Raw genomic sequence first — 26822 nt, 5'->3', positions numbered from 1 at the left:
TGCAGGAGCCTTCAATGTTCAGATGTTTTAAGCGTTCAGAGATAAACCTGAATTAGTCAATATCAGGCATGGACAATACGGGTTCACTCTCACGATCGATTCCTTTCTCGAAACCAGCCGCAGCCGCACGGGCACGACCCGCATGCCACAGGTGACCGACCAGGAAGAAGAAACCGAGCACGAAGTGAGACGTTGCCAACCACGCACGGGGAGAAACGAAGTTCACTGAGTTGATTTCAGTTGCCACACCACCCACAGAGTTCAGAGAACCCAGAGGAGCATGGGTCATATACTCAGCTGCCCGACGGGCCTGCCAGGGTTGAATGTCGTTCTTAACCTTGTCGAGATCCAGACCATTCGGCCCACGCAGAGGCTCCAGCCAGGGACCTTGGAAGTCCCAGAAGCGCATGGTTTCACCACCGAAGATGATTTCACCCGTGGGAGAGCGCATCAGGTATTTACCCAGACCGGTTGGACCTTGAGCTGAACCGACGTTTGCACCCAAACGCTGGTCACGAATCAAGAAGGTGAGGGCTTGAGCCTGAGAAGCTTCAGGCCCTGTCAGGCCGTAGAACTCACTGGGGTAAGCGGTGTTGTTGTACCAAACCATGACGGAGGCAATGAAGCCCATCAAGGACAGCGCACCCAGGCTGTAGGAAAGGTATGCTTCGCCTGACCAGATGAAGGCACGACGTACCCAACCAAACGGCTTGGTCAGAATGTGCCAGATACCACCAGCAATACAGATAAAGCCAACCCAGATATGACCCCCAATGATGTCCTCCATGTTGTTGACGCTGATAATCCAGCCTTCACCACCAAATGGAGCCTTCAGCAGGTAGCCAAAGATAACAACGGGGTTGAGCGTGGGGTTGTTGATGACGCGAACATCACCCCCACCCGGTGCCCAGGTATCATAGACACCCCCAAAGAACATGGCTTTGAATACCAACAGGAATGCACCGATTCCCAAAATGATCAGGTGATATCCAATGATGTTGGTCATCTGGTTCTTATCTTTCCAGTCATAGCCGAAGAAACCAGAATATTCTTCCAGGGTTTCAGGACCACGAATGGCATGATAGATACCGCCTAAACCAAGAACGGCGGAGGAAATCAGGTGAAGTACACCTACTACGAAGTAAGGGAAGGTGTTGATCACTTCACCACCAGGGCCCACACCCCAACCCAGCGTTGCCAGGTGAGGCAGCAAGATGAAACCCTGTTCATACATGGGCTTTTCAGGCACAAAGTGAGCGACCTCAAACAAGGTCATTGCTCCAGCCCAAAACACAATTAAACCAGCATGGGCGACGTGGGCACCCAATAATTTACCGGATAGATTTATTAAACGAGCATTACCAGACCACCAAGCGAATCCAGAGGATTCCTGGTCGCGGTTGCTCATCATGATTGGATTATTAGAGAGCGTTACCACGGGGCAGTACCTCTTCAGGGAATACAAAGTTTTCGTGAGGCTGATCTTGAGGAGCTAACCAAGCACGGATGCCCTCATTCAGCAGAATGTTCTTGGTGTAGAACGTTTCAAACTCAGGGTCTTCGGCGGCACGAATCTCCTGCGACACAAAGTCATACGCCCGCAGGTTCAACGCCAAACCGACAATCCCGACCGCACTCATCCACAAGCCCGTCACCGGCACAAACAACATGAAGAAGTGCAGCCACCGCTTGTTCGAGAACGCAATCCCAAAAATCTGAGACCAGAAGCGGTTTGCCGTCACCATCGAGTAGGTTTCTTCTGACTGGGTCGGCTCAAAGGCACGGAAGGTGTTGGAACCCTCGCCATCCTCAAACAGCGTGTTCTCTACCGTCGCACCATGAATCGCACACAGCAGCGCACCACCGAGGACTCCTGCCACGCCCATCATATGGAACGGGTTCAAAGTCCAGTTGTGGAACCCTTGCAAGAACAGCAAAAACCGGAAAATCGCTGCTACCCCAAAGCTGGGGGCAAAGAACCAGCCAGACTGTCCCAACGGGTACATCAAAAACACGCTGACAAACACTGCAATCGGCGCACTAAAGGCGATCGCGTTGTAAGGACGAATGCCGACGAGTCGAGCGATCTCAAACTGCCGCAGCATGAAGCCAATCAGGGCAAAAGCACCGTGGAGGGCAACAAACGTCCACAGTCCGCCGAGTTGACACCAGCGGGTGAAGTCCCACTGGGCTTCGGGACCCCACAAAAACAGTAGGGAGTGTCCCAGAGCGTTGGGAGGGGTGGAAACGGCAACGGTAAGGAAGTTGCACCCTTCCAGGTAGGAAGAGGCAATCCCGTGGGTGTACCAGGAAGTAACGAAGGTGGTGCCGGTGAGCCAGCCGCCGAGCGCAAGGTACGCGCAGGGGAACAGGAGTAAACCGGACCAGCCGATGAAGACGAATCGGTCGCGCTTGAGCCAGTCATCGAGGACATCAAACCATCCTCGATTGGCTTGCGCTCGTCCCATTGCTATGGTCATGTCATAACCTCTTAATATGCCACTACATCCTCTAAATTCAACTTTCTCCGTCAATTCAGGAGTTTAAGCTGAGAGGATGAAACGATCCTTTAAGAACCAAGCGTTAACCGACATGGACACGAATTGACTGCGCTTTCCACATCTACCCCTCTCGATCGATGTCTGACACCAGGTCAAGTTAGCTGAGAGAGGTTTAACGTTTCTATATGATAGGTATATCCGAGAAATTTTACAATCTGATACGTCTCCTTCTCAGAAAGTGTTTTGTTTAACATTTCTTTAGACTTCTCTCAGGAGTTTTCCCATGAAGTGACGATCGCCTCGCCGGGTGATTCTTTCAGGCTCTAGCATTTTGACCGTAGTTTCTCTGACTCTTTTTGACTCTTAACGTTATTCAACACCGATAAGCTCATGGCTGTACCAACGGCATCGAATTCATCCAAAAATGAAAATACTCTAATCTTTCGTCAGGAAGTATTGGGTTCCCGTCGCTTTAGTAATTATTTATGGGGAACGGTTTCCGCAGCAGGGGGAATCGGCTTCTTCCTATCTGCCCTATCTAGCTATCTCAAGGTCAACCTGTTGCCGTTCTCCGATCCAACTCAACTGGTGTTTGTCCCTCAGGGTCTTGCGATGGGGTTTTATGGCGTTGTGGGCACCTTACTGGGACTCTACCTCTGGTTGATTGTGTTGTGGAATGTTGGGGGTGGCTACAACGAATTCAACAAAGAAAAGGGCACAGCCACTATCTTTCGATCGGGGTTTCCCGGGAAAAACCGTCGGATCGAGTTGGAGTATCCCCTGGAGGATATTCAGTCAATTCAGGTTCAGATTAAAGAAGGATTAAATCCTAAAAGAGCTTTATATCTGCGGGTTAAAGGTAAGGGCGAAATTCCCCTAACCCGCGTGGGACAACCCCTTCCCCTATCGGAAATTGAAAATCAGGGGGCAGCTTTAGCTCGGTTTTTGGGAGTTCCCTTAGAGGGGCTGTAAAGATCGATGCTGTTCTGCTAGCTGTTTAGAGCCTGCCCTGCATCCCAGAGGACATCCTGCATCCTGAAGAACATCAGGAGAAATGGGGCTAAACTATTTGTCCGTGTGAACTCGTTAAGATCATTGCTGTATACGCTGTTTAGAATCCATGCAGACACGAATTTATCGCTGGTGCGTTTCCATCCTGCTGATGAGCAGCCTGATCCTGGGTGGATGCGCAACTTCAGCCCAGCAATCTGACACGCTCGATGACTCGATCGCAGAAACCCAAGCTCAATCCCCTGTACCGTCGGAGTCCAATCAATTTAGCGGCTTACCTTACCTGGAAGGGGAAGCAACCGTTGAAATGATAGTCAACGGCGCACCGATCAGCATTCTGGTCAGGGGGCTGGATGCACCCATTACGGCTGGAAACTTTGTGGATCTGGCTAATCGCGGTGTTTATGATGGACTTGTCTTCCATCGCGTTATTCGCCAACCCCAACCCTTTGTGGTGCAGGGAGGAGATCCCCAGGGGAAAGATCCGAATTTCCCAGCCAACCAGTTAGGCACAGGCAGCTTTGTCGATCCGGCGACGGGGCAACCTCGCTATATTCCCCTTGAAATTACTCCGGCCAACGCCCAGGAACCCGTTTACAGCCAAACGCTAGAATCGGCAGGAATTACAGATCAGCCGCCCAAACTTCGTCATACGCGCGGAGCAGTGGCCATGGCCCGATCGAATTTACCTGATTCAGCTTCGGCTCAGTTTTATTTTGCGCTGGCCGATCTGGAATTCCTGGATGGAGACTATGCGGTTTTCGGCTATGTCACGGAAGGGATGGATGTGGTCGATCAAATTCAGCAAGGCGATCGCATTACTTCTGCCAGGGTCACTTCAGGGTTAAACAACCTCAAGTTAATGGATTAACTGCAAGTTTGGTTGTTCATTGTTAATCGGAGTTAATCGAAGTTAATCAAAGGGGTGCATCGCCATGTACCCCTTTCAATCGTTTTTCAGTAGGGGCGCGCAGCAGTGCGCCCTCGGTTATTAAATTCATACCGATTCAAATCGTTTGCACGGCAGATAGATTGCCTGTAGGGGCGCACAGCAGTACGCCCTTACCGGGATGTGCAATTTCCGCCAATCAAATGGGTATCAGTTGTTTAAATTCAGTCAAAAGATTACCAGGTCGGGAAATAGCGGCAACGGAAAAGAGGAACAGTCGCAGAGAGGAAAATCTTCAGGACTCCCCAAACTCATCTAGCGAACTGCTCCTCCGCAGCATTCATTCACCTGTGATTTAAGAATATCAACCGAGTTTGTCGAATATGTTTTGTTGAGATGACATTTAGGTGACAATACGGTCGAACCTGACCGGGTAAAACTTCCAGGAAATCCGATTGACCAATTTCGCGGCAAATTTCATAAATGCGTGACGAACCTGTCATCCCACTGCCATACTGAGTCGATACCTTAGAGAGAGTAAATTCCTTATGCGATCCGACTAGCATGAACCTGATTCATAATGGATCGGTAAGTCATATCTACGTAGCCGTATAGTAAGCTTTGTGCAACCTCCTATGACTTCAAATCCTTTTAGACAAGCTTTAACGTATGCATCTTTGCTGATGGTAGGGGCAGGAGGAGCCGTTGCGGCCGATCGCCTCTTGACTCAAGCTCCCTCCTTAGCGCAGCAACCCCCAAACCAAGAGCAGCCCATCAGTCAGGCTCCCTTGAATCTGGATTCAGAACCCGCTCCGATGGCAGCGATGCCTGTCAACTATAACTTTATTGCCGATGCTGTACAACGGGTTGGGCCAGCGGTGGTTCGGATTGATGCCCAACGTACCGTCAGCTCAGGTTCTCGCTTTTTTAATCGCCCCTTTGGTCGGCAATTTGGCGGCGACATGCCAGATTCTCCCTCGCGGGTGCAGGAAGGAACGGGATCAGGGTTCATCGTTGATGCAAATGGGATTATTCTGACCAATACCCATGTGATTGACGGGGCCGATCGCGTAACGGTGGTGCTGAAGGATGGTCGCCGCTTTGAAGGAGAAGTGGTTGGGCAAGATCCAATTACGGATGTTGCGGTTGTGAAAATCGAAGCGACGGATCTGCCCACTGTACCAATTGGGGACTCGGAACAACTCCAACCAGGAGAATGGGCCATTGCCATCGGCAATCCCCTCGGTTTAGACAACACAGTCACCGCAGGGATCATTAGCGCCACCGGACGATCGAGTGCTGAGATTGGTGTAGCCGATCGACGAGTTGGCTTTATCCAAACCGATGCCGCGATTAATCCAGGTAACTCTGGTGGGCCATTGCTGAATGAACGGGGTGAAGTGATTGGGATGAACACCGCCATTATTAACGGAGCACAGGGGCTGGGCTTTGCCGTTCCGATTAACACCGCTCGCAGCATTGCCGATCAGTTGATTAGCACGGGGCGAGCAGAACATGCCTATCTGGGCATTCGGATGCTAACGCTGACTCCGGAAGTCCGAGAACAGTTGAACAATGACCCCAGCAGCTCCATTTCGGTGAACGAAGATCAGGGAATTTTGATTGTAGAAGTGGCTTCGGGTTCGCCCGCCGAGCAAGCAGGATTAGAACCAGGGGATGTGATTATTCGATTGGGCGATCGAACGGTTGAGGATGCCACAGATGTTCAGCGGGTGGTAGAAGCAAGTCAGATTGGTGAAGCCCTGCCGATCGAGATCCGCCGCAATGGTGAAGATCTGGCCTTATCTGTGGCTCCAGGGGTGATGCCAGATAATTTGCAAGGTTAAACGGTTGGGCAGGAATTGCGTGGAGTCAATCATCATCAAGAATCACAGCAACGATGCAATCATTTGATTTGCCTGAGCCTCATAGCTGCTGCCAAATAGATTGAAATGGTTCAGGATGTGGTACAGGTTATAGAGAATTTTGCGTCGTCCATAGCCTGCCTCCAGGGGAAATGCCTCGTTGTAAGCACTGTAGAAATTAGCGGGAAAGCTACCAAAGAGCTGACTCATCGCAATATCCACTTCTCGATCGCCAAAGTAGGTGGCTGGATCGACAATCACGGGTTCTCCCTGTTGAGTTACGGCGGCGTTGCCCGTCCACAGATCGCCGTGGACTAGGGAGGGTTCTGGGGTGTGACCCGCTAAAATCTCAGGAACGGCTGCTAGTAGCTGCTCCTGCTTAGGAAACCGTCCCCCCTGCCGATTGGCTAATCGAAACTGGTAGGTTAATCGCTGCTCGATCAAGAATTCGATCCAGTTCTCCATCCATTGATTCAGTTGAGGCGTTGAACCGATCGTGTTATTGCGATCCCAGCCAAACCCTTTGTCGCTGGTGACACGGTGCATGGCCGCCAAATTTCGCCCCATTGCTTCCCAGGCTTGATGATCACCATAGCCAAACTCTAACCACTCCAGCACGATATAGGCAGAATTTCCTGCCGTTCCCCAGCAAATTGGCTCTGGAACGCGAATGGTGTGAGAGTCGAAAATTTGGCGCAGTCCCAACGCCTCCGCCTCAAACATTTCAATCTGACTCGCCTGGTTCAGTTTGACGAAATAAGCCCGATCGCCTTCCGACAGGGAATAGGCCTGGTTAATACTGCCCCCTCCAACCGATCGGTGATGATCAGGAGAAAACTTTTTTCCGGTTACCTGGCTAATCTGCGCTGCAATTTGATCCCACATTCTGACTATATTCGACCTCAGTTAACACCTTACTGGTTCAGGGGCGATAATCCTGCCATTGCCCGTAATGCCTGACTTCGTACCACCTCCGCAACCGAAAGATTGCGTTGTTCAATCTGGGCAACGGACTCGATCGCCGCTAGCAAATGTTGAGCTGCCTCCGTCTCCGTATACCCCCGTCGCTGGGCAACTCGAATCGCTGCTTCATCCGCGATTAACACAGCTTCATCCTTGCGGTTTTTCCGAAATACTTGAGCACCGGCCAGAACCGTCAGCCCCGCCAGGGTGACAATCCCTGCCGCCTCACCTCGAATCAATTCAATGACGGTTCCAGTTGCCCCAACCGCGAATAACCCCTGATACAGGTCAAGCTTGAGCTGCCGTGCATTCAATAACCCGCCTACATGATGCAGTAGCAACAAATCTCGTTGAGGCTGAGGTAATTTTTGCCACAGATCAAAATTAATGGTGATGGGATGCACTTCTACCCAGGGTAAGGGATAGGTCGCAGCAATGACGGTGGACTGTTTCGGTTTGCTCACCAGCTTTGTATACATTCGTCCCGATGCGGGCATCAGGTCAAGCAGACGGTCAATCTCTGCACTCAGATTCATCGACTTCCAAACCAATATTCGCCTACTTCCCTTAGTATCTCCCATGATGTTCACCTCCGATACGGGACGAAGTGGTAGGACAATTGTATTATTGTTAGAACAGAAGTATTAGTTGATAATTAGAACGCACGTATTGGGCGGGGCGGGGTGGATTTCTCCATTGCCGAGGCTCAACCCAGTGTGGTCGATTGGAAAGCTTCTGTAGGCGGGTATGGATTTAGAAAAACCGCTTGGTTCAGTGATTCAAGGATCCCTCAGCCAGGGATTAGAAGTACGGCTGCATCCCGATGTGCTGGTGGAAGATATGCGGGTTGGCAAGTTCCTGGTGGTGCAGGGAAGGCGATCGCGCTTCTTCTGTATGCTAACGGATGTCACTCTGGGCACCTCCAGTTCGCGGATTCTGGCTAACCCCCCCGATCCCAGCAATGCTTTTCTGCAAGATGTCCTGGCGGGCAGCGGCACCTACGGCACCATTAATCTCACGCCGATGCTGATGTTCACCCCCAGGGACAAAACAGACTCCGCCGACAAGCCGAAGCGAACCAAAAGCGAAAAGTCAAATCTCGCTTCCTATGAAGCCAACTCCAGTGCAGTAGATCTGCTGCCCGTCAAAACGATTCCCAGTCACTTCAGCCAGGTCTATGATGCAGCCGAACGAGACTTTCGGGCTGTTTTCGGTTGGGAAGATGATCCCCATCGCCGCAACTTTGCGATTGGTCAACCGATTGATATGGATGTGCCTGTCTGTCTAGATCTCGATCGATTTGTGGAGCGGAGTAATGGCGTATTTGGTAAATCGGGAACGGGAAAATCATTCCTGACTCGCCTGCTGCTATCCGGGATCATCCGTAAACGGGCTGCGGTGAATTTAATTTTTGATATGCACTCCGAGTATGGCTGGGAGGCGGCCAAGGAAGGCAAGCAGTTCAGTACAGTGAAGGGATTGCGGCAACTGTTTCCCAGCCAGGTGCAGATCTACACCCTTGATCCAGCTTCTACGCAACGACGCGGGGTTCGAGATGCCCAGGAGCTTTACATTAGCTACGACCAGATTGATGTAGAAGATCTGGCTCTGGTGCGGGGAGAGCTGAACCTGTCGGAAGCCAGTCTGGAGAATGCGATTATTCTCCGCAATGAATTCGGCAAAGCCTGGATTAGTCGTCTACTAACGATGAGTAATGAAGAGATCCAGGAATTTTGCGAAATGAAGATGGGCAGTAAGTCGTCCATTATGGCGTTGCAGCGGAAACTGACTCGGCTGGATGATTTGAAATACCTGCGAAATACTTGTCCTAAAAATTATGTCGGCCAGATTTTAGAATCCCTGGAAGCGGGAAAGCATGTGGTGATTGAGTTTGGTTCTCAGTCCAATATGTTGTCCTATATGCTGGCCACGAACGTGATCGCCCGCCGCATCCATGCCAGTTATGTCCATAAGGCCGAAAAGTTTCTCCAAACCAAGAACCCCAGCGATCGCCCCCACCAGCTTGTCATCACCATTGAAGAAGCCCATCGGTTTCTAGACTCTGCCACCGTCCGCCAGACCATTTTTGGCACGATCGCCCGTGAGATGCGCAAGTACTTTGTCACCCTGCTAGTGGTGGATCAACGGCCGTCGGGGATCGATAACGAAGTCATGTCTCAGGTTGGGACACGGATTACGGCGTTGCTGAACGATGAAAAAGATATTGAGGCAATTTTTACGGGGGTATCGGGGGGGCAGGCACTGCGATCGGTATTAGCCAAGCTAGACTCCAAGCAGCAAGCCCTACTGCTGGGTCATGCGGTGCCCATGCCCGTCGTGGTACGCACCCGTCCCTACGATGAAACCTTTTATGCGGAAATTGGCGAAACGGCGTGGGAGGAACTGCCAACCGAAGCGATCTTTAAGGCTGCTGAGGCGGCCAGGGCAGATTTGGGATTCTGAGCGGTTTTCTCGCCGAATTGCTGGGTTCGGTTATCCCTCCGTACTTTCCGTACCCCATCTTTTTTGAAACCACGGATGATATAAAGAGCAGCAAAAGATCTGTATTTTCCGACTGGGAAGCTCGATAAATCCGAGGTTAGCTTAGATACAAGTATGGGATGCAAGTTGACGTTTCTCAAAAAATCGCTATCATAGATCATCCGATTGGATGATTCCTGGCTCTTTACTGGAATCTAAACTTGTATTACCATAAATGATATAGCAAACTCATAACGATTTCGATTTACTAATCGCTTACATGGGTCTGCGATCGGAGCTAGTCAAGGTTGTTTATTCGCAGTTTGATGGATTCGCGTCCAATCACAAAAGCGTCCAGTTACAAGAGTGTCTAATTACAAAAGTAAAGAATAGTTGCCAGGGTTCTTTGAACCACCAGCTATCTCGAAGGTCTGTTAAAGGTGAAAGGTTTGTTGAAGTGAAACAGACGTTTTAATTGGGAGTTTGCACTGCTTGGAGCCTCGTAAGATTCAGGGAGTTCGTTAGTCTGAATCCGAGCCATTAGGAAGTTTTGGGGAACCAAAACAGGTTGCCATTCGCCTGTTTGCTATATCGGTAGATGGTTGCTACTTGTAAATCACCTCGATCTAGATGACCAGGGGAGGAATGATATCCCTCCTTCGATGGTTAAGCTCACCCGTCTACCTCGCCGATGATCAGGGAAATTGATTTTCCCTCACTTAAGTCTTCTTCGTAACGCTGTCCAAAGGAGTTCACTGCCTCATGCCAACCGCAAATACTGAAGTTAAAGTTCAAAAAAGCAAAGCGACCAATCCGGTATTCACGGCTGATATGGTGCGAACCTATCTGCATGAAATCGGGCGAGTGCCGCTTTTGACGCACGAGCAAGAAATTGTTTACGGTAAGCAAGTGCAGCAAATGATGGCACTCCTGGAGGTCAAGGAAGAATTAACGGAAAAACTCGATCGAGAACCGACCCAAGCTGAGTGGGCTGCGGCTGCCAAGGTGGCTGAACCCGAGCTGGAGCAAGTCGTTCGAGTCGGTCAACGCGCCAAGCAGAAAATGGTGGAAGCCAACCTGCGCCTGGTGGTTGCCATTGCCAAGAAGTACCAGAAGCGGAATCTGGAGTTTCTCGACCTGATTCAGGAAGGGACGCTAGGACTGGAGCGCGGGGTTGAAAAGTTTGACCCGACACGGGGCTACAAGTTCTCAACCTATGCCTACTGGTGGATCCGTCAGGCCATTACCCGGGCGATCGCCCAACAGGCTCGCACTATCCGCCTGCCCATCCACATTACTGAAAAGCTGAACAAAATCAAGAAAGTCCAGCGTGAACTGACTCAAAAGCTGGGGCGCAGTCCGAATCCAGTAGAAATTGCCGAGGCACTGGAGCTAGAACCATCTCAAATTCGAGAATTCTTGCTGATGGCGCGTCAGCCAGTTTCGCTGGATCTACGGGTGGGTGACAATCAGGATACGGAACTGCAAGATCTGCTGGAAGATGAGAACGCATCTCCAGAAACCTACGCCACTCAGGAATCGCTCCGCCGTGATTTGGAGGGAATGTTATCTGAACTGACTCCTCAACAGCGTGAAGTGCTGGTTCTGCGGTTTGGCTTAAATGATGGCAATGAGCTGTCGCTGGCCAAGGTGGGGCAACGGATGAACATCAGCCGCGAGCGAGTACGTCAGTTGGAGCGTCAAGCTCTGGATCATCTGCGTCGCCGCAAAGCTAACATTCGGGGATATCTGGCGAGCTAGTTTTTCAAGCACTGGATTCCAGGCAAATTTTCTTCGAGTGCAGAGGCAGTTGTCATGAATCGGAGGGAAATGAACCGATTCATTCTATGAAGACAGACGATGAGGGCGGTGAATCACTGCCCTCATTCTTTTTGGCTTTTTTTAAGCAAGCCTTTCTTCTTCAAGCTTTTAACGCCCGATCGGGTTCAACGGACTATTAACCCTGGTTGACGAACCAATCTTTTTAGTAGGTTGGGTTGAACAGCGCGAAACCCAATACCCGTCTGCATTTCGTTAAGTTACGCTATTGCTTTTCTGGCATGCCGGAACGGCTTTACCCAACCTACGAGAGAATCATGGTTTCAGGAGTTTTGTCAGTCAAGCAGCGATTAACCCTGGAGATTCCCTGGAGATTCCCTGCTGACTCAATCCTCAGTCTACCCATCTCCCCGGATAGACTGAGCCACTAAATAAATCTTGCTCCATTCTGATAGAACCTGGCTGGTCTTCAGGTTAAGCAGGGTAGCGATCGCTTCAACGCTCTGCCCTTCCTTCATTGCGGCCAAAATCTGTCGTTGAACCGGCGTAATTCTCTCATTAAGAATTTTCCACTGTTCAGGCGTGAGTCCTAAGCTGTGCTCGGCCAGGGTAGTTCCTAACCAACTCCCCACCAATTCTGGCTGATGCTTGAAGGCAAATACACGGATAGCATGATAACTAATTTTCTCTCGCAGGCGGTACACCGTCTTAATGGGCAGATCCAGGGTTTGGGCGATCGTCTCCTGGGAATGCCCTTGAAGATGCAAGCGTAGCCATTCCGCCGCTACGGGTTCAACCTGATCGGCAAGGTAGGCGATAAATTCCTGCACCACCTTTTCCCGTAGAGACTGCTGCTCCTCCCAGGCTTGACTATCTTCATAGACTGCTTTCGCCTGGGCATCCAGCAAGCTAACTGGATTATCGGCATCATCAGAGGAGATTTCGTCGGACACAAGCCGAATCAAATCCCCTGTTGGCACCTGGGTCATCCCACCGCGCTGCGATCGTCGCAGGTAGTTAACAAAGCGATAGACCAGTAGAGGCTGATTGCGAATTGGGCGCAGACAGTATTCCTCAATGCTGGTCAGCAGGATCGAGTTGCGGAGCCGCTGACTGGGCACACACTGCGCAATCCAGGCCATCTGCTGACGCATATACTTGTCGCTTTGCATCAATTCCTGAATCACCTCTTGCAGCACATCCATGACGGTGCGCTGGCGATCGCGGGATAGAGCGACCCATGCCTTAATCTTGTTGCGAATCAAGAATAGACTACTTAACCGTTGGATCAACTGACGATAGGCGCGCTCCTGGGGAATCCCCAAATACCGTTGCTGCAGAATGCGGTAGCGATAGTCCATCGCCTGTTTAGCAATAGCAAGCTGAGACGGTTCCAAATCGTCAAACCGTTGCGTATCTTCGCCCAACAACCAGTTAATAATGCTTTCCTGATCGGTAGGTGAAAGGTTTGGATTTCCTTCCTGGAGACGCAATCTCCAGGTTTGCCGAAGCTCCTCAGCTATTGCCATCGATAGTGTCAACCTTCTTTACGATTTCTCAATACTCCTGTACAAAGTTTGTCTCAAATCCGGTGTTACGAAGTCACCCGCATGGGGAATTGACCAAAGCTGCAAGGAATGCTGACATTGACTTATGGTTCTGGCTCTTGCCCAATCACCTCCACTAACTGCTGTAATGAGCTGGAAACCTGCCGCAATTCCGTCAGGGCACTGTCATGATTTTCAGCTAAGGTTTGCACTGCATCACTCAGAGCAAAGATCTGATACCCCTGCTGTTGCACTTGAGAGGACAGGGCATCCACCTGAGAGGCAAGGCGTTCTACCGTTTCAGTGGTTGTGAGAACCGCTTCCCCAATCTGCAACATAATAGACTCTAGCTTACTGGATTGAGCTTCCACTCCTCAGCCCCTTCACGTTTACTTCAATTGGCAACCACTTCAAGATGAAGTCACTGTTTATTGTAGGCATGAAATTTGCGTTGTAGAGGCTTGGGGCAAGATCCCCAGGCTAAAAATGTGCTGTACCCCCTGTTCGTGCTGATCTTCACGCAATGAAAAACTGATTTCAGCTTGCTTCAGCCGATCAACCTAATTTCAGCCGATCAACCCAGATGGCTAAGGGTATCACAAATTGCAGTTTAGGGAAACAACCTGAACGATACAGTCCCAGACTGAAAATTCATCAGATATTTGCCTTTCTGTGTTTTCTCTTAAAAATTAGGTAAAAAACGATACTCATCAAAGCAAAATATCAGTATAGATGAGTAAGATTTAATGGTGGAATTGATCGATTCCTCTGTTCTCTTCCCCTGTCCTGAGTGAAATTCCTGAATTAAATCAGCCAATGCTCTTCGATGCCCGGCAAACCCCCATCTGTATCTATTCTTACTCTGTGATAGAGTGGCATCAGTCAACACCCCATGACGCTCGATTATGCTGGCTGCCTTACCTGTAAGTACTGTGTTTCCAGTTCCCTGGCTTTAAGTCTGTGTAGCAATCCCTGTGCGAGTCATTCAATCCGCCCTGCTTCAGCATGGGTAAACACCTAAACATTTAACTTCTCTATAAGTTGACAGAGCATCTATGAACTTCAAACCTACACTTGCACTTCTCGGTATCGTTGGAACTGCAATTACAGCCGCAGCACCCGTTCAAGCTGCCAGCCTTATGCCTGCGGATCTCGGACTACCGACCCTGTCGGAAAATGTGCCAGTTGGCAACGGACTTGCTGCACCAATTTCAAGTCTGCCTTATCAAACCAGTGCTTTTACCCCCTCCCAGGATCTGAAAGTAAAATTCAGTATTCAAATGGATGGCTTAGGGAGTCGGGGCATGGGGCTTTCCAGCTTTGGTTATTTTCTGCCAGGGCAGGGGGCTGATAGTTTCGTTTCGATTTTTAGCGAGACGCTGCCCTACAACCCAGGAGCCAGAGCGCATACCAATGACTGGTTAGGAACCTGTGGTGTGGCTATCACTGGGTTGTGTGAGGTTTTCGTTACTTTTAGGGCGGGCATCACCTATCAGCTCGCTCTCCTGAGCCAGGGTCTCAGCACCTTTGGTGTTGGAGCACTCGATTCGTATACCTTCAATGCGGTATCTGATCAGTTCTATGACTTGACTTCCAGGCAGTACAACGCAGCTCACAGCAGTCGGTTCGTTACCGTTAATCAGTCTGGTGCCCTGTTTATCGGCTTAGAGGATGGTGAGTTCATTCAAACCCAAGCCTCCCGCACGAACCCCGCTACTTACTACTACGACTATCAGGACTGGGTCGTGAAAGCGGAAGCGGTGCCCGAACCCGCAACATTGGTGGGATTAGGCATCATCGGCGGCGGACTGATCCTGTCTCGTCGGCGCAAGTCTAATCAGATTGCCTAGAGCCTCGATCGCAACTGAATCCAAAATCCCATCTTTTCAGTAGGATTTAAAACCAAAAGTGAAGAGGAAGCCAGGGTGAACCTTAATTTGGGGATCTCTGGCTTTTTTGAACCAATTGAACCAATTGAATCGGGCCGCGTTAGGTTGAACAGTCACCTGCAGCAGTAAAACCTGGATCAGCAAAATGGATCAGGTAATTCATTGTGCAGGTTTTTAGCTTGCGGTGGGCAGTACCAGTTCTGAGCATTCCCCTGACGCTCTATTGTTTTCCTTCTCTTCCTATCTTCGATTTCAGTGTCCTGCTTTACGTCAACCACCAAAAATTCAAATAATTTACATTAAGATTTTTAACAAAAAATTGAGCACATGCTTCTGCTCTCGTCAACAACTGTAAAAAAACATCTCGTTATTTTTTGCGAATTGTGTCAGATGTCAGCCCGATCGCCCATGTGGTAAGGGTTTTCTGGTAAATTTCACTCTTGTAACACTTTGATTGATTATGGCTATTGGCAGTAATCCTTAGCATGGCAATCTTGATATTTTGCTAGCTGGACTACCTCCGATAGTGTTTTGCCGATTTGCTGACAGCCTTTGAAAGGAGCCTAACCGCATGTTCACTCACGTCAAGCCCGCCGTCCGGCATATCGCTCCCAATGACCTCCAGGGACGATCGCTGATTAAGGTGGTCTATGTCGTGTTAGAGCCGCAGTATCAGAGTTCTCTCTCGGCGGCCGTTCGTTCCATTAATCAGAAAAACCCGAATCTGGCGATCGAAATCAGTGGCTATTTGCTGGAGGAACTGCGTAGCCCTGAAAACTACGAGGCATTTGAGCGGGATGTGGCTCAGGCAGATGTCTTTATCGGTTCTCTCATCTTCATTGAAGAACTGGCGGACAAAGTGGTTGCTGCTGTGGAGCCGCACCGCGATCGTCTGGATGTGGCGGTGGTCTTCCCCTCCATGCCCCAGGTGATGCGCCTGAATAAGATGGGCAGCTTCTCGATGGCGCAATTGGGCCAGTCCAAGAGTGCGATCGCTCAGTTTATGCGGAAACGCAAGGAGAAGTCTGGTTCATCCTTCCAGGATGGGATGCTGAAGCTGCTGCAAACCCTGCCCAAAGTCCTGAAGTATCTGCCGATCGACAAGGCGCAGGATGCCCGCAACTTTATGTTGAGCTTCCAGTACTGGCTGGGCGGTTCCCCAGAAAACCTGGAAAACTTCCTGCTGATGCTCTCCGACAAGTACATTCACCCGACGGAAAAAGGATCGGCAGTCCAATATCAGGAGCCAGTCACCTATCCCGATATGGGCATCTGGCATCCCTTAGCCCCGCAGATGTTCGAGGATTTGAAGGAGTACCTGAACTGGCATTCTTCCCGCTCAGATATTTCGGACGACCTGAAAGATCCCCTGGCTCCCTGTGTCGGTCTGGTGCTCCAACGGACACACCTGGTTACCGGAGATGATGCCCATTATGTGGCGATGGTGCAGGAACTGGAGTGCATGGGAGCTAAGGTGATCCCGGTGTTTGCGGGTGGACTGGACTTTTCCAAGCCTGTGGATGCCTACTTCTATGACCCAATTAATCCCCAGCAGGCGATCGTCGATGTGGTGGTTTCTCTGACTGGCTTTGCCCTGGTGGGCGGTCCCGCTCGGCAGGATCATCCCAAGGCGATCGATGCTTTAAAGCGGCTAAATCGTCCCTACATGGTGGCGTTACCGCTGGTGTTCCAAACCACGGAAGAGTGGCAGGATAGCGATCTGGGCTTGCACCCAATTCAGGTGGCTCTCCAAATTGCGATTCCGGAACTGGATGGGGCGATCGAACCGATTATTATGTCGGGTCGGGATGGTGCTACGGGGAAGGCGATCGCGTTGCAAGACCGGATCGAAGCGATTTCCCAACGGGCGATGAAGTGGGCAAACCTGCGCCGCAAGCCTAAGGTTCACAAAAAGGTGGCGATCACCGTGTTCAGCTTCCCGCCGGATAAAGGGAACGTGGGAACGGCGGCTTACCTGGATGTGTTTGGTTCCATCTTTGAGGCAGTCAAAGCCTTGAAGAATAATGGCTACGATGTCGAGGATCTGCCCGAATCGGCGGAGGAACTGATGCAGGCGGTGATCCACGATGCCCAGGCGCAGTACAGCAGCCCTGAACTGAATATTGCCTACCGGATGTCGGTGCCGGAATATGAGGCACTCACCCCCTACTACAAACGTTTAGAAGAAAACTGGGGATCAGCCCCCGGACATTTAAATACCGATGGCGAAAAGCTGCTGGTGTTTGGCAAGCACTTTGGCAATGTCTTCATCGGGGTTCAGCCCACCTTCGGCTATGAAGGCGACCCGATGCGGCTACTGTTCTCCCGTTCCGCCAGCCCCCATCATGGCTTTGCGGCCTACTACACCTACCTGGAACACATCTGGCAGGCGGATGCTGTCCTGCACTTCGGGACGCACGGCTCCCTGGAGTTTATGCCCGGTAAGCAGATGGGGATGTCTGGAGAGTGCTACCCGGATAGCCTGATTGGCACGATTCCCAACCTCTACTACTACGCGGCAAATAACCCCTCGGAAGCGACGATCGCCAAACGCCGCAGCTATGCCGAAACCATTAGCTACCTGACTCCCCCGGCGGAAAATGCTGGACTGTATAAGGGCTTGAAGGAGTTAAGTGAGTTAATTAGCTCCTACCAAACCCTGAAGGATTCCGGACGCAGCGTGCCGATCGTCAATGCCATCATTGACAAGAGCCGCATGGTCAACCTGGATAAGGATATTACCTTGCCAGACACCGATGCTTCGGAGTTGACGGCAGAGGAGCGGGATAGCCTGGTGGGCAAGGTCTACATCAAGCTGATGGAGATTGAGTCGCGGCTGTTGCCCTGTGGTTTGCATGTGATTGGGAAGCCACCCACAGCCGAGGAAGCGATCGCCACTTTGGTGAATATTGCCGGACTCGATCGCCCGGAAGAGGAGATCATCAGCCTGCAACGGATCATTGCCAACAGCCTGGGACGCGATATTGATCAAATCTACAAGAGCAGCGATCGGGGTCATTTGGACGATGTGCAGTTGTTGTATGAGATCAATCAGGCAGTCCGGGCGGCAGTGGCAGCAATGGTGAAGGAACAGACCGATGCCGATGGGCGCGTGTCTAAGGTGACGAAGCTCAACTTCTTCAACATTGGCAGAAAGGAACCCTGGATTGAGGCTCTGCACGAAGCGGGCTACACCAAGGTTGACCCGGAGGCGATCAAACCGCTGTTTGAGTATCTGGAATTTTGCCTGAAGCAGATTATTGCCGATAACGAGCTGGGCGCGTTGCTGAAGGCGTTGGAGGGTGAGTATGTGCTGCCGGGTCCGGGTGGCGATCCGGTACGGAACCCGGATGTGTTGCCCACAGGTAAAAATATCCACGCCCTTGACCCACAATCGATTCCCACCACCGCAGCGGTGAAGTCAGCGCAGATTGTGGTCGATCGCCTGATTGCCCGTCAACAGGCGGAGAATGGCGGCAACTATCCAGAGACGATCGCCTTTGTGCTGTGGGGCACGGATAACATCAAGACCTACGGGGAATCGTTGGCGCAGGTGATGTGGCTGGTGGGTGTGCGTCCGGTGCCTGATGCCCTGGGTCGGGTGAATAAGCTGGAACTCATCCCCTTAGAGGAACTGGGTCGTCCTCGCATCGACGTAGTGGTGAACTGTTCTGGCGTGTTCCGCGATCTGTTCATTAATCAGATGAACTTGCTCGATCGGGCGATTAAGATGGCGGCGGAAGCACCAGAGCCGATCGAGATGAACTTTGTCCGCAAGCACGCAATTAAGCAGGCGGAGGACATGGGCATTAATCTGCGGCAGGCAGCTACCCGCGTCTTTTCCAATGCGTCGGGTTCTTATTCTTCTAACGTGAACCTGGCGGTGGAGAATAGTACCTGGGAAAGTGAGTCGGAACTTCAGGATATGTACCTGGCGCGGAAGTCCTTTGCGTTTAATTCCGATAATCCCGGCATGATGGAGCAATCGCGGGAGGTGTTTGAGTCTTCGCTGAAGACAGTGGATGCAACGTTCCAAAACCTCGACTCGTCGGAAATCTCCCTGACGGATGTGTCCCACTACTTCGACTCTGACCCGACGAAGCTGGTGGCGAATTTGCGGGGAGATGGCAAAGCTCCAGCGGCTTACATTGCCGACACCACCACTGCCAATGCTCAGGTGCGTACCCTTTCGGAAACGGTGCGTCTGGATGCCCGGACGAAACTCCTGAATCCGAAGTGGTATGAGGGCATGCTGTCCCACGGGTATGAAGGCGTGCGGGAACTGTCGAAGCGATTGGTCAACACGATGGGCTGGTCGGCAACGGCAGGGGCAGTGGATAACTGGATCTACGAAGATGCGAACACAACGTTCGTGAAGGATGAGGAAATGCGGAAGCGGTTAATGAACCTGAACCCGCATTCGTTCCGGAAAGTTGTCGGAACGCTTCTGGAAGTGAACGGTCGCGGTTACTGGGAAACCAGTGAAAGCAATTTGGAATTGCTGCGCGAACTGTATCAGGAAGTGGAAGACCGAATTGAAGGAATTGAATAATCCTCTGATCTGTCATTAGAGGCGATCGAGTTTATCAGGTGGGTGTGATGCCCACCTTTTTTTGTATGGATTGGGGGAGGGATAGGGCGATCGGGCTATGATATCAGTAAAGCCCGCCTTTATCACTGATGGCAAAAACACGCCACGTTTCACTACTGACCAATGGAAGTGACCTAGAGAAGTTACTTTTTGTCAAAAGATCGGGACTGAAACTGGGCGTTTTTTGGGGGCGATCGGTTAGGATAGCGGTGAAAATCCTGGCTAACATCCCGCGTAGGTGATATTGATACAGATGGCTGGTGTGGCTGAGAAGATGATGAAATGGAGATGGTGAAGACAATTAAGGTAGAAATATTTCAGGTAGAAATAAGGCGGTGGGGCAATAGGGTAGGAAGGTGAATACAATCTATGCCCAGGAAAATTCGAGAGTTGAAAGCTGAGATTGCCCGTGAAGGGTTTGTTTATCTTCCCAAGCGTGGCAAAGGCAGCCATGAACGGTGGCGACATCCTCTGCTTAGAAAAACACTAACCATTCCGGGCAAGGACGGAGATGATGTACCACTCTATCTGGAGAAGCAACTAAAAGGTTTACTTGCTGCATTAAAAAAGTTGAAGGAGGACGAGGATTCATGAATCGATATAGCATGATGATCGAGTGGTCTGATGCAGATCAGCTTTTCCTGGTTACTATTCCAGAATTCTCCGAGCTTGTTGTCATGCCCTGTACTCACGGTAAAACTCGTGAGGAGGCGATTCATAACGGTGAAGAAGTGATTGAAATGTACTTGGAAGCTTGGCAGGCAGAAGGCGAATCCATCCCTGAACCTAGAACACTTCAAGTTGCTTCATAATTGTGCTGATCAGGGCAACATCATTCAGATGCCGCAGACGTTGCTTCAATCTGAAGGGATTACAGTTTGAGCAGGGTAATGAGGGGCGATCGCCTCAGCCACCTAGAGAGTTACTTTTTGTCAAAATATTGGGACTGAAACTGGTCGTTTTTTGGGGGCGATTGGTTAGGGTGTCCACAATAGTACTGTTACGATTAAACACAGCACAAGAAACTTAGAAACCTACTATCATGAGCATCAAATTTGACCTTAAACCAGAGATTGAAGCTCGCCTCATTGCCCAAGCCGCAGTACAGGGAGTTTCCGTCGATCGCTATCTAGAAATGCTGGTTGAACAACATTTGGCACTCCAAGCAGAACCCGAATGGGAAACGCTCCTGCACCAACTCGGAAGAAGCCCTTCCCTGGCCAAAGCATTACCCTTACCAGATGAAGCGTTCAGCCGTGAAACGATCTACCGGGAGCGGGAAGATCAGCAGTGATGAGGTATTTGGTGGACTCAAATGTTTTGATACGATTGGTTCATCGCCAAGATTCTATGCACCCTATGGCTCAGAAAGCTTACATAACGCTTCGCCAACAAAATCACTTGCTTTGCATTGTTCCGCAGAACCTGATTGAGTTTTGGGCAGTGGCAACCCGCCCCACAGGTGCCAATGGATTAGGATTGACAGTCGAGGAGGCAGCCCATGAAAGCTCTCTGCTGAAAGGGCTTTTCACGTTGCAACTAGATAATCCAGAAATCTACAACGTCTGGGAGCAACTAGTTGTTAAATACAAAGTCAATGGAAAGCAAGCTCATGATACGCGATTAGTTGCTTCAATGATCGCTCATCAAATCCCTCATCTACTTACCTTTAATGTTGCCGATTTCAAGCGGTTTTCTGAAATTACAACGATCGATCCCCGTCACATTTTGAATGAAGGATCAGCCTAATGCAATCGCTACTCCCTCCTCAAACAATCAACTAAGCGATCGCATCAGTCAGTCGAATAGTTACTTTTTGTCAAAATATTGGAGCTGGAACTAAGTGTTTTTGCGGGGCGATCGGTTAGGATATCAGTAAAGCTGAGCCGCCTTTATCACTGATGGAAAAAACACGCCACGTTTCACTACTGATCAATGGAGAGGAGCAGGTTCTTACCATTCCGCAAGAGTTTGCCCTTGTGGGTACGGAAGTTGTGCTGCGTAAAGAAGGACAGCGATTAATCATTGAACCGATTCCGCCTAACTCGTTACTGAGCTTGCTGACCACTCTACCCGATATCACTGATGAATTTCCTGACACCGATGATGGAATTCTTCCTCTCGATGACGTGATGCTTTAGCAGAACCGAATGGACTATGCATACCTGCTCGATACCAATATTCTGTCAGATTTAGTCAGGCATCCTCAAGGTCAAGTGTTTCAGTGTATTGCTTCTGTGGGTGAACCCAAGATTTGCACAAGTATCGTTGTTGCCTGTGAACTCCGATTTGGTGCTATAAAGAGTGGTTCGGATCGCCTCGTTCGTCAACTTGAAAGCATCCTTTCTGTTCTGCCTGTTCTAGCTTTAGAGCCACCCATCGATCAGTGCTATGGCGAAATTCGTACTCATTTGGAACAAGCAGGAACACCGATTGATCCCAATGACTTACTGATTGCGGCTCACGCTTTAACGCTCGATCTAACGCTAGTGACAGCCAACTTTCGTGAGTTTCAGCGTGTATCAAACTTGAGATTAGAAAACTGGTTATCTTGAGACAAGGAAGCCAATTCGACCATGAACGGTTTGACGATCGACTTGCCTGAATACAATTTGTGGCGGGGGCAGATGGAGACGGTGGTTGAGATATTGGCGGATGGTGCGGCGTTTGAGGTAGAATTCAGCGATCGCAGTGGGCATACCAATGAATCCCTGGGTTTGCAACCAGAACAACTGATGGTAATCCGGTTTGAGCCAGCATCCCCTGATACAAAGTAAGTTTAGGACAGTAGGATATTTCTAAAATTGGGCACTCTAGGATAAGTAGGCTGCATTGGGTTTTTAATTTTAGAAGTGCTGACAAAAATATGACTGAAAAAAGTGAAATTAGGAAACATATTGTAGGCAGTTGGAGAATAGGATCGGTTCCCTCTGGGGAAGGGAGTGGAATGATCACTTTGACCATTCAAAGTGATGGAGGTTTTAATTGGGTTGTGACAAGAGGTGGAATATTTTCTAGAACTATGGGAATGATTACTGGCAGTGACCATATTATAGGCAGTTGGCTTCTTGACGAAAGTACATTACATCTTTATGTCAAAAAGTTTAGTGCAGGGTTAAAGGGGCTAACGCCTCATGCGCTACTAGCTACAGCAGCTGCCAATGTATTGGGCACTAACTATGGTGGAGAGATTACTTCCATAGACCATAAAAGCATGATCATGAATGGAACTGTTTGGGAAAGGGTGTAAGCCTCTCCTCTATATTTGGTTGAACCTGGATCTTGAACATTCGCAATAGAGCCTTGTCGCAAAAAGGGAAGCTTTGGCAGTTCAACTTCGTAGGCACTCCCTCGATTTTGTGTGGTGATTGGCACATAGAGCACCAGAGCACGGGGAGGCTCAGAATCATAGCGAGATATAACAACAATCGGGCGCGTTTTAGCTGCAAGCCCCAAATCGACCAACCACACCTCACCAGGTTTCGGGTTCATCGATCAAATCCAATACTTCTTGTTCAACCACCCTGGAACGAAGAACATCCAAAGCATCCTGGTCTGCCAATTCAATAATCTCCGCAAGACACTGCCGCACTTGTTGAGCAATGTCAGGTTGCCACTGGCGCAGTTTAATATCAAGTTCTTGAACCAAAGCGTCCATGTCCAGTTTCCGCACAAGAGGTTGTTATTTGATTCTATGTTACGGTATCCGCCAACCGATCGCCCCTCTCCTCCCGTTCCTATAAAGACTCATCCTCATCCAGCCTGTGATGTTCGATCGCCCCTCTACCCTATTCTTCCTCCAGACATAAAAGGCATCTTCCTTTCCCTACAAAGCTATAATTTTCTCAATAGGCAGAGAGGTAAAACGGTGATGTCAAACCTTGAGCAAATTGAAGCAGCAATTCTCTCACTTCCATCGAATGAATTTGAGAAGCTAAAACAGTGGTTTCTTGATTTGGATTATGAACGCTGGGATGAACAGCTAGAACAAGACATTGCAGACGGTAAGTTGGAAGCATTCGCACAAGAGGCGATCGCAGAATTTGAAGCAGGGCACTGCCGCGAGATTTAATGCACTACACGACCCGGCGATTCTGGCAATGCTACAATGCGCTCCCTGCAAATGTGCAACGAATTGCTGATGAATGCTATGAACTACTCAAGTCTGACCCATCTCATCCATCGCTACATTTCAAAAAATTGGGTAAGAAGTATTGGTCAGTACGGGCAGGGTTAAATTACCGCGCTTTAGGTGTTGAGGTAGAGAACGGCATTTCCTGGTTTTGGATTGGTACACACGCCGAGTATGACAGATTGATTGGTTGATTGTAGTCGGTGCAGCAGCCTTAGTGAATTGTTTACAATACCTGCCTTGACTAATCCTCCAGGTTATATCGCTGGATCACTTCCTTTGTATCATCACTTTCCAGGAATCTGTCCAAGGCTTCATTCATTAGCCTGTTCATACTTGACTCTTTCACGCCCGCAAGTTTCTTTAACAATCGATAGGTTTCCTTATCGATCGTGACCCGAATTTCCTGCTTATCTTTGGGTGTAGGCGACATTTCATAGCTTTTTAGAGAGTCACCTGCTATTTTGCCGTATGATATAGCCATATACCGGAGTATGTGATGTACTACGGTATTATCAATTTACTCTTAAGTGAGGTGAGTTTATGACTGGAGTTTAGACTAATCACAGCAGAAATAGCCCAACCCCCTTATCTGGATTGAGCGAGACTGAAGATTGGGAAAAATTTAGTGGTTAAGCGGTCTTGTTCGCCACCTTCTTGGGTCTGGTGAAGCGCTTTTTGACCGTTGGATAGCGAATACGGCGGGAACGGGGTTGCCCTGGAGTCCACCCCGGTGACTTTCCGCGTGGTTTGGGCGGGGGGGCAGGTGTGCCAATCAACGCTAAAACAGAGGCAAAGGCATTTGCGGTTCGTCCCGGAGATAGCTTAGCAGATGACTTTTGCCAGGGCAGGGGGGAGTCCTGGACGTGGCAACGAGCCAACCACAACTGCCAGGTGAGCAAGGGCATCAGATCGCTCCAGCGTTCGGATTGTTCGGGCGTTGCCAACTGGGGTAACGTCCAGTGCAATCGTTGCTTAGCGAAGCGATACCAGTGGTCAATGGCAAAGCGACGGAAATACTGTTGCCACACCGTCTCTAAGTCGGGTGGTGCTTGTCCCACCCAAATTAGCCACAAAGGTTTGGCGGGGTGGAGGGCAGAGTCATGGAGGCGTTGCAGTTGAATTAACCAGATCGTCTGGTTGGCAACGCGTCGCAGTCGCATTGATGACCACATCCGCACGTGTAATCGTCCCCACCGGGACTCTTCTACCTGGAGTTCGGCATCAGATGACCACCAGGTGGTGGCATCGTTAAGTTTGAACTTCTCCCCATACTGCCGAGGACGACCCGTTCCGCTATAAACAGGCGGTGGTCCATACAGTACTCGATTGGAACGCAACCGAATCAACTTGTCACAAGCAATATCCGCCGTACCATTGAGGAATGGGGCACAGCCATATTCGGCATCCCACAAAGATAAGGGACGAACCTGGAACTGCTCACACACCTGACGCAATTGCACTATTGCCTTGCTAATGGGGCTCTCTGCGCTAGTGATGCGTTCATGCAGCAACGGTAATGCCCAACTGCCCTGCTCCTCTGGAATCCACGCAATCGTACTATATCCTTGTCCCAACGTCACCGGTTTGGCTCCACTCATCGGAGTTGCTTGATGTTCATACGTCCGTTCTCGCAGGGTTTGTGCCTGTAACCTTGACCATGCCGTGTGGTCTCCCGCTAAGACAACCCGTTCGTCCTGGGGCATTTGCTCCAGGTACAACCCCATCCACTCCAGTCGAGGCGGGTTGCTATCCTGTAGGGCTTCATACAAACTCGGCCATTGGCGTCGAAAGACAGGGGCAACCGACAGTTCGGCAAAGGAGTACACACTGCGGCTCACTAGCACGGCATCCATCAGGTCGAAGAGAGCATCCTTGCCGTTGCCAATCAGCATGTAGGATTTATGTCGAAACGCCCTCAAGCGGTCAAAATTAGTCATGGTCAATCATTATTGATGCAACATGACCATTAAGCAGCCAAACCGTCGGGTTTGGCTGCTTTTCTTTCCCAATTAGTCTAAACTCCAGTTATGATCATGCTGACCGAAGCCGAAGCCAATGAAATTAAAGCACTGCTGATTCAACTGAGCCGCGAGATTCTCCTGCAAGGAACCTATCAGCGCAGGATCGCAAGCTGCCTGGTGATTTTATCCAAACAGCCTGCCTCGTAGGGGTATCTTGCCCAATTGCCTGACCCAATTAAAGCGATCGAATCTTGCCTCGACCCCATGCGATCGAGGTTTTCTGGCGGGTGGGTTTGGGATTTAGAAAGAGAAAGGAAAGTAAACTAGAGAATAAGAACGAAGACGAATCATTGAAAATTATGATCCCAGTTGGTAAAGCTCAACAGCAGTTACAGGATTTGATTGACTCGGTAAGCCAGTCCCATCAACCGATCGTGATTGCAGGGGAGCATAGCAATGCAGTGTTGTTGTCCGAAGCGGATTGGGCAGCAGTGCAGGAAACCCTATATCTGCTCTCCGTTCCAGGGATGCGAGAATCAATTCGAGAAGGATTGGCAACACCGATCGAGGAGTGCGATCGGGAGTTGGAGTGGTGAGTTGGGATTTGGTTTATACCAGGCAGGCACAGAAAGATGCCAAGAAGCTAGCAGCTAGCAATTTACGCGACAAGGCTCAAGCTTTACTGGATCTCATTCAAACCAATCCGTTTCAGAATCCACCACCCTACGAGAAGTTAGTCGGAGATTTAGAGGGTGCTTACTCGCGGCGAATTAACATTCAGCATCGTCTTGTGTACGAGGTGATTGAGTCTGAGAAGACGGTGAAAATTTTACGGATGTGGACGCATTATGAGTAGGGGATGAGTAGGGAAATCTTTTAAAGTTTCAGCAACGCTAACATTTCACAATGAACGGCTTGACGATCGACTTGCCTGAATACAATTTGTGGCGGGAGCAGTTGGGGACAGTAGTTGAGATATTGGCGAATGGTGCGGCGTTTGAGGTGGAATTCAGCGATCGCAATGGGCGTACCTATGAGTCCCTAGGTTTGCAACCAGAACAACTGATGGTACTCCGGTTTGAACCAGCACCCCTTAATACTCAGGCTGAGGCGGTTACGGTTTGAGCAGGGTAATGAGGGGCGATCGAATTAGTAAGAGGCTTGAAGTGGGTTTGGGGCGATCGGTTATGATATCGGCAGGAAGTTTTGT

Annotated in this window: 30 protein-coding genes and 1 pseudogene; 21 read left to right on the top strand and 10 right to left on the bottom strand. The window is 50.0% G+C overall.

The annotated features are described in order from the left end of the window. Window positions 1-52: 52 nt before the first annotated feature. Both psbC and psbD read right to left on the bottom strand, forming a co-directional pair. Entirely contained in the window at window positions 53-1438 is a 1386-nt protein-coding gene (gene psbC / locus ACM1PF_RS25210; RefSeq protein WP_416668359.1) for a photosystem II reaction center protein CP43, read from the bottom strand. Beyond that, window positions 1422-2480 carry a photosystem II D2 protein (photosystem q(a) protein) gene (psbD, locus tag ACM1PF_RS25205; protein ID WP_416668356.1) on the bottom strand — a complete coding sequence of 353 codons (1059 nt, stop codon included), beginning with the start codon at window positions 2478-2480 and terminating at the stop codon, window positions 1422-1424. Before psbD ends, psbC begins: the two co-directional genes overlap by 17 nt. Window positions 2481-2891: 411 nt before the next feature. Here psbD and ACM1PF_RS25200 point away from each other — a divergent pair, with 411 nt between their 5' ends. The 3 genes from ACM1PF_RS25200 (at window position 2892) to ACM1PF_RS25190 (ending at window position 6248) form a co-directional block, all read left to right on the top strand. After that, window positions 2892-3473 (top strand): photosystem I assembly protein Ycf4, encoded by a 582-nt coding sequence (locus tag ACM1PF_RS25200; protein WP_416668353.1) that lies wholly within the window; start codon window positions 2892-2894, stop codon window positions 3471-3473. A gap of 148 nt (window positions 3474-3621) precedes the next feature. After that, window positions 3622-4383: a peptidylprolyl isomerase gene (locus ACM1PF_RS25195; RefSeq protein WP_416668350.1), complete on the top strand. Its 762-nt coding sequence runs from the start codon at window positions 3622-3624 to the stop codon at window positions 4381-4383. Window positions 4384-5036: 653 nt separating this feature from the next. Further along, complete coding sequence (locus tag ACM1PF_RS25190; RefSeq protein WP_416668347.1) at window positions 5037-6248, top strand: HhoA/HhoB/HtrA family serine endopeptidase; 1212 nt, start codon at window positions 5037-5039, stop codon at window positions 6246-6248. 42 nt (window positions 6249-6290) lie between these two features. Here ACM1PF_RS25190 and ACM1PF_RS25185 read toward each other — a convergent pair whose 3' ends face one another. Continuing rightward, on the bottom strand, window positions 6291-7151 hold the full coding sequence (locus tag ACM1PF_RS25185; RefSeq protein ID WP_416668345.1) for a fructosamine kinase family protein: 861 nt from the start codon (window positions 7149-7151) through the stop codon (window positions 6291-6293). Window positions 7152-7180: 29 nt separating this feature from the next. Then, window positions 7181-7810, bottom strand: a complete 630-nt coding sequence (locus ACM1PF_RS25180; RefSeq protein ID WP_416668342.1) for a DUF3318 domain-containing protein — start codon at window positions 7808-7810, stop codon at window positions 7181-7183. A 166-nt stretch (window positions 7811-7976) separates the two neighbouring features. Between ACM1PF_RS25180 and ACM1PF_RS25175 the strand changes: the two genes are divergently transcribed. Next, complete coding sequence (locus ACM1PF_RS25175; RefSeq protein ID WP_416668339.1) at window positions 7977-9692, top strand: helicase HerA domain-containing protein; 1716 nt, start codon at window positions 7977-7979, stop codon at window positions 9690-9692. 780 nt (window positions 9693-10472) lie between these two features. After that, window positions 10473-11471, top strand: a complete 999-nt coding sequence (locus tag ACM1PF_RS25170; protein WP_416668337.1) for an RNA polymerase sigma factor, RpoD/SigA family — start codon at window positions 10473-10475, stop codon at window positions 11469-11471. Window positions 11472-11887: 416 nt separating this feature from the next. On the opposite strand, the gene ACM1PF_RS25165 is transcribed toward ACM1PF_RS25170, so the two are convergent. Then, window positions 11888-13018, bottom strand: coding sequence for a HetZ-related protein 2 (locus tag ACM1PF_RS25165; RefSeq protein ID WP_416668334.1), 1131 nt, complete (start codon window positions 13016-13018; stop codon window positions 11888-11890). Window positions 13019-13140: 122 nt separating this feature from the next. Beyond that, window positions 13141-13407: a hypothetical protein gene (locus ACM1PF_RS25160; protein WP_416668331.1), complete on the bottom strand. Its 267-nt coding sequence runs from the start codon at window positions 13405-13407 to the stop codon at window positions 13141-13143. A gap of 684 nt (window positions 13408-14091) precedes the next feature. Here ACM1PF_RS25160 and ACM1PF_RS25155 point away from each other — a divergent pair. The 10 genes from ACM1PF_RS25155 (at window position 14092) to ACM1PF_RS25110 (ending at window position 22766) form a co-directional block, all read left to right on the top strand. After that, window positions 14092-14886 (top strand): PEP-CTERM sorting domain-containing protein, encoded by a 795-nt coding sequence (locus ACM1PF_RS25155; protein WP_416668330.1) that lies wholly within the window; start codon window positions 14092-14094, stop codon window positions 14884-14886. 610 nt (window positions 14887-15496) lie between these two features. Continuing rightward, the gene (locus tag ACM1PF_RS25150; protein ID WP_416668328.1) at window positions 15497-19477 is read left to right on the top strand and encodes a magnesium chelatase subunit H; all 3981 of its coding nucleotides are present in this window, start codon (window positions 15497-15499) and stop codon (window positions 19475-19477) included. 408 nt (window positions 19478-19885) lie between these two features. Further along, complete coding sequence (locus ACM1PF_RS25145) at window positions 19886-20110, top strand: type II toxin-antitoxin system HicA family toxin (RefSeq protein ID WP_416668325.1); 225 nt, start codon at window positions 19886-19888, stop codon at window positions 20108-20110. Next, window positions 20107-20328 carry a type II toxin-antitoxin system HicB family antitoxin gene (locus ACM1PF_RS25140; protein WP_416668324.1) on the top strand — a complete coding sequence of 74 codons (222 nt, stop codon included), beginning with the start codon at window positions 20107-20109 and terminating at the stop codon, window positions 20326-20328. The genes ACM1PF_RS25145 and ACM1PF_RS25140 overlap by 4 nt, the downstream gene beginning before the upstream one ends. A gap of 230 nt (window positions 20329-20558) precedes the next feature. Then, entirely contained in the window at window positions 20559-20810 is a 252-nt protein-coding gene (locus tag ACM1PF_RS25135) for a hypothetical protein (protein WP_106172292.1), read from the top strand. Next, window positions 20810-21265, top strand: coding sequence for a type II toxin-antitoxin system VapC family toxin (locus tag ACM1PF_RS25130; protein ID WP_416676791.1), 456 nt, complete (start codon window positions 20810-20812; stop codon window positions 21263-21265). Before ACM1PF_RS25135 ends, ACM1PF_RS25130 begins: the two co-directional genes overlap by 1 nt. 152 nt (window positions 21266-21417) lie before the next feature. After that, window positions 21418-21657, top strand: coding sequence for an antitoxin (locus ACM1PF_RS25125; RefSeq protein ID WP_416668323.1), 240 nt, complete (start codon window positions 21418-21420; stop codon window positions 21655-21657). Window positions 21658-21666: 9 nt separating this feature from the next. Next, complete coding sequence (locus ACM1PF_RS25120) at window positions 21667-22071, top strand: type II toxin-antitoxin system VapC family toxin (RefSeq protein WP_416668322.1); 405 nt, start codon at window positions 21667-21669, stop codon at window positions 22069-22071. 21 nt (window positions 22072-22092) lie between these two features. Continuing rightward, window positions 22093-22293 carry a DUF4926 domain-containing protein gene (locus ACM1PF_RS25115; RefSeq protein WP_416668319.1) on the top strand — a complete coding sequence of 67 codons (201 nt, stop codon included), beginning with the start codon at window positions 22093-22095 and terminating at the stop codon, window positions 22291-22293. A gap of 89 nt (window positions 22294-22382) precedes the next feature. Beyond that, on the top strand, window positions 22383-22766 hold the full coding sequence (locus ACM1PF_RS25110) for a hypothetical protein (RefSeq protein ID WP_416676942.1): 384 nt from the start codon (window positions 22383-22385) through the stop codon (window positions 22764-22766). A gap of 20 nt (window positions 22767-22786) precedes the next feature. On the opposite strand, the pseudogene ACM1PF_RS25105 reads toward ACM1PF_RS25110, so the two are convergent. Both ACM1PF_RS25105 and ACM1PF_RS25100 read right to left on the bottom strand, forming a co-directional pair. After that, window positions 22787-23008: pseudogene (locus ACM1PF_RS25105) on the bottom strand (type II toxin-antitoxin system PemK/MazF family toxin); the annotation flags it as partial. Beyond that, complete coding sequence (locus ACM1PF_RS25100; protein ID WP_416668316.1) at window positions 22989-23174, bottom strand: hypothetical protein; 186 nt, start codon at window positions 23172-23174, stop codon at window positions 22989-22991. The pseudogene ACM1PF_RS25105 and the gene ACM1PF_RS25100, both read right to left, overlap by 20 nt. A gap of 213 nt (window positions 23175-23387) precedes the next feature. Between ACM1PF_RS25100 and ACM1PF_RS25095 the strand changes: the two genes are divergently transcribed. Together ACM1PF_RS25095 and ACM1PF_RS25090 are read left to right on the top strand one after the other, a co-directional pair. After that, on the top strand, window positions 23388-23588 hold the full coding sequence (locus ACM1PF_RS25095) for a hypothetical protein (protein ID WP_416676789.1): 201 nt from the start codon (window positions 23388-23390) through the stop codon (window positions 23586-23588). Beyond that, window positions 23588-23842: a ParE family toxin-like protein gene (locus ACM1PF_RS25090; RefSeq protein WP_416668314.1), complete on the top strand. Its 255-nt coding sequence runs from the start codon at window positions 23588-23590 to the stop codon at window positions 23840-23842. The genes ACM1PF_RS25095 and ACM1PF_RS25090 overlap by 1 nt, the downstream gene beginning before the upstream one ends. Window positions 23843-23892: 50 nt before the next feature. Here the strand turns inward: ACM1PF_RS25090 and ACM1PF_RS25085 are convergent, their stop codons facing one another. Together ACM1PF_RS25085 and ACM1PF_RS25080 are read right to left on the bottom strand one after the other, a co-directional pair. Further along, window positions 23893-24132, bottom strand: coding sequence for a hypothetical protein (locus tag ACM1PF_RS25085; RefSeq protein ID WP_416668311.1), 240 nt, complete (start codon window positions 24130-24132; stop codon window positions 23893-23895). 148 nt (window positions 24133-24280) lie between these two features. Beyond that, a complete protein-coding gene (locus tag ACM1PF_RS25080; protein WP_416666339.1) occupies window positions 24281-25588 on the bottom strand; it encodes an NF041680 family putative transposase in 1308 nt (435 codons plus the stop codon). Between the two features lie 96 nt (window positions 25589-25684). Here ACM1PF_RS25080 and ACM1PF_RS25075 point away from each other — a divergent pair, with 96 nt between their 5' ends. The 4 genes from ACM1PF_RS25075 to ACM1PF_RS25060 all read left to right on the top strand — a co-directional run bounded on the left by ACM1PF_RS25075 (window position 25685) and on the right by ACM1PF_RS25060 (window position 26737). Next, window positions 25685-25819 (top strand): hypothetical protein, encoded by a 135-nt coding sequence (locus ACM1PF_RS25075; RefSeq protein WP_416668309.1) that lies wholly within the window; start codon window positions 25685-25687, stop codon window positions 25817-25819. Window positions 25820-25971: 152 nt separating this feature from the next. Further along, window positions 25972-26208, top strand: a complete 237-nt coding sequence (locus ACM1PF_RS25070) for a type II toxin-antitoxin system Phd/YefM family antitoxin (RefSeq protein WP_416668307.1) — start codon at window positions 25972-25974, stop codon at window positions 26206-26208. After that, window positions 26205-26468 carry a Txe/YoeB family addiction module toxin gene (locus ACM1PF_RS25065; protein ID WP_416668305.1) on the top strand — a complete coding sequence of 88 codons (264 nt, stop codon included), beginning with the start codon at window positions 26205-26207 and terminating at the stop codon, window positions 26466-26468. Before ACM1PF_RS25070 ends, ACM1PF_RS25065 begins: the two co-directional genes overlap by 4 nt. Before the next feature lie 50 nt (window positions 26469-26518). Next, a complete protein-coding gene (locus ACM1PF_RS25060; protein ID WP_416668302.1) occupies window positions 26519-26737 on the top strand; it encodes a DUF4926 domain-containing protein in 219 nt (72 codons plus the stop codon). Window positions 26738-26822 lie beyond the last annotated feature (85 nt).

The sequence above is a fragment of the Egbenema bharatensis FJBBOT/2019 genome, from assembly GCF_048077055.1.
In the GTDB taxonomy this organism is placed as follows: Bacteria; Cyanobacteriota; Cyanobacteriia; order Elainellales; family Elainellaceae; genus Egbenema; species Egbenema bharatensis.
This window is presented reverse-complemented; position numbering and strand designations above follow the sequence as displayed.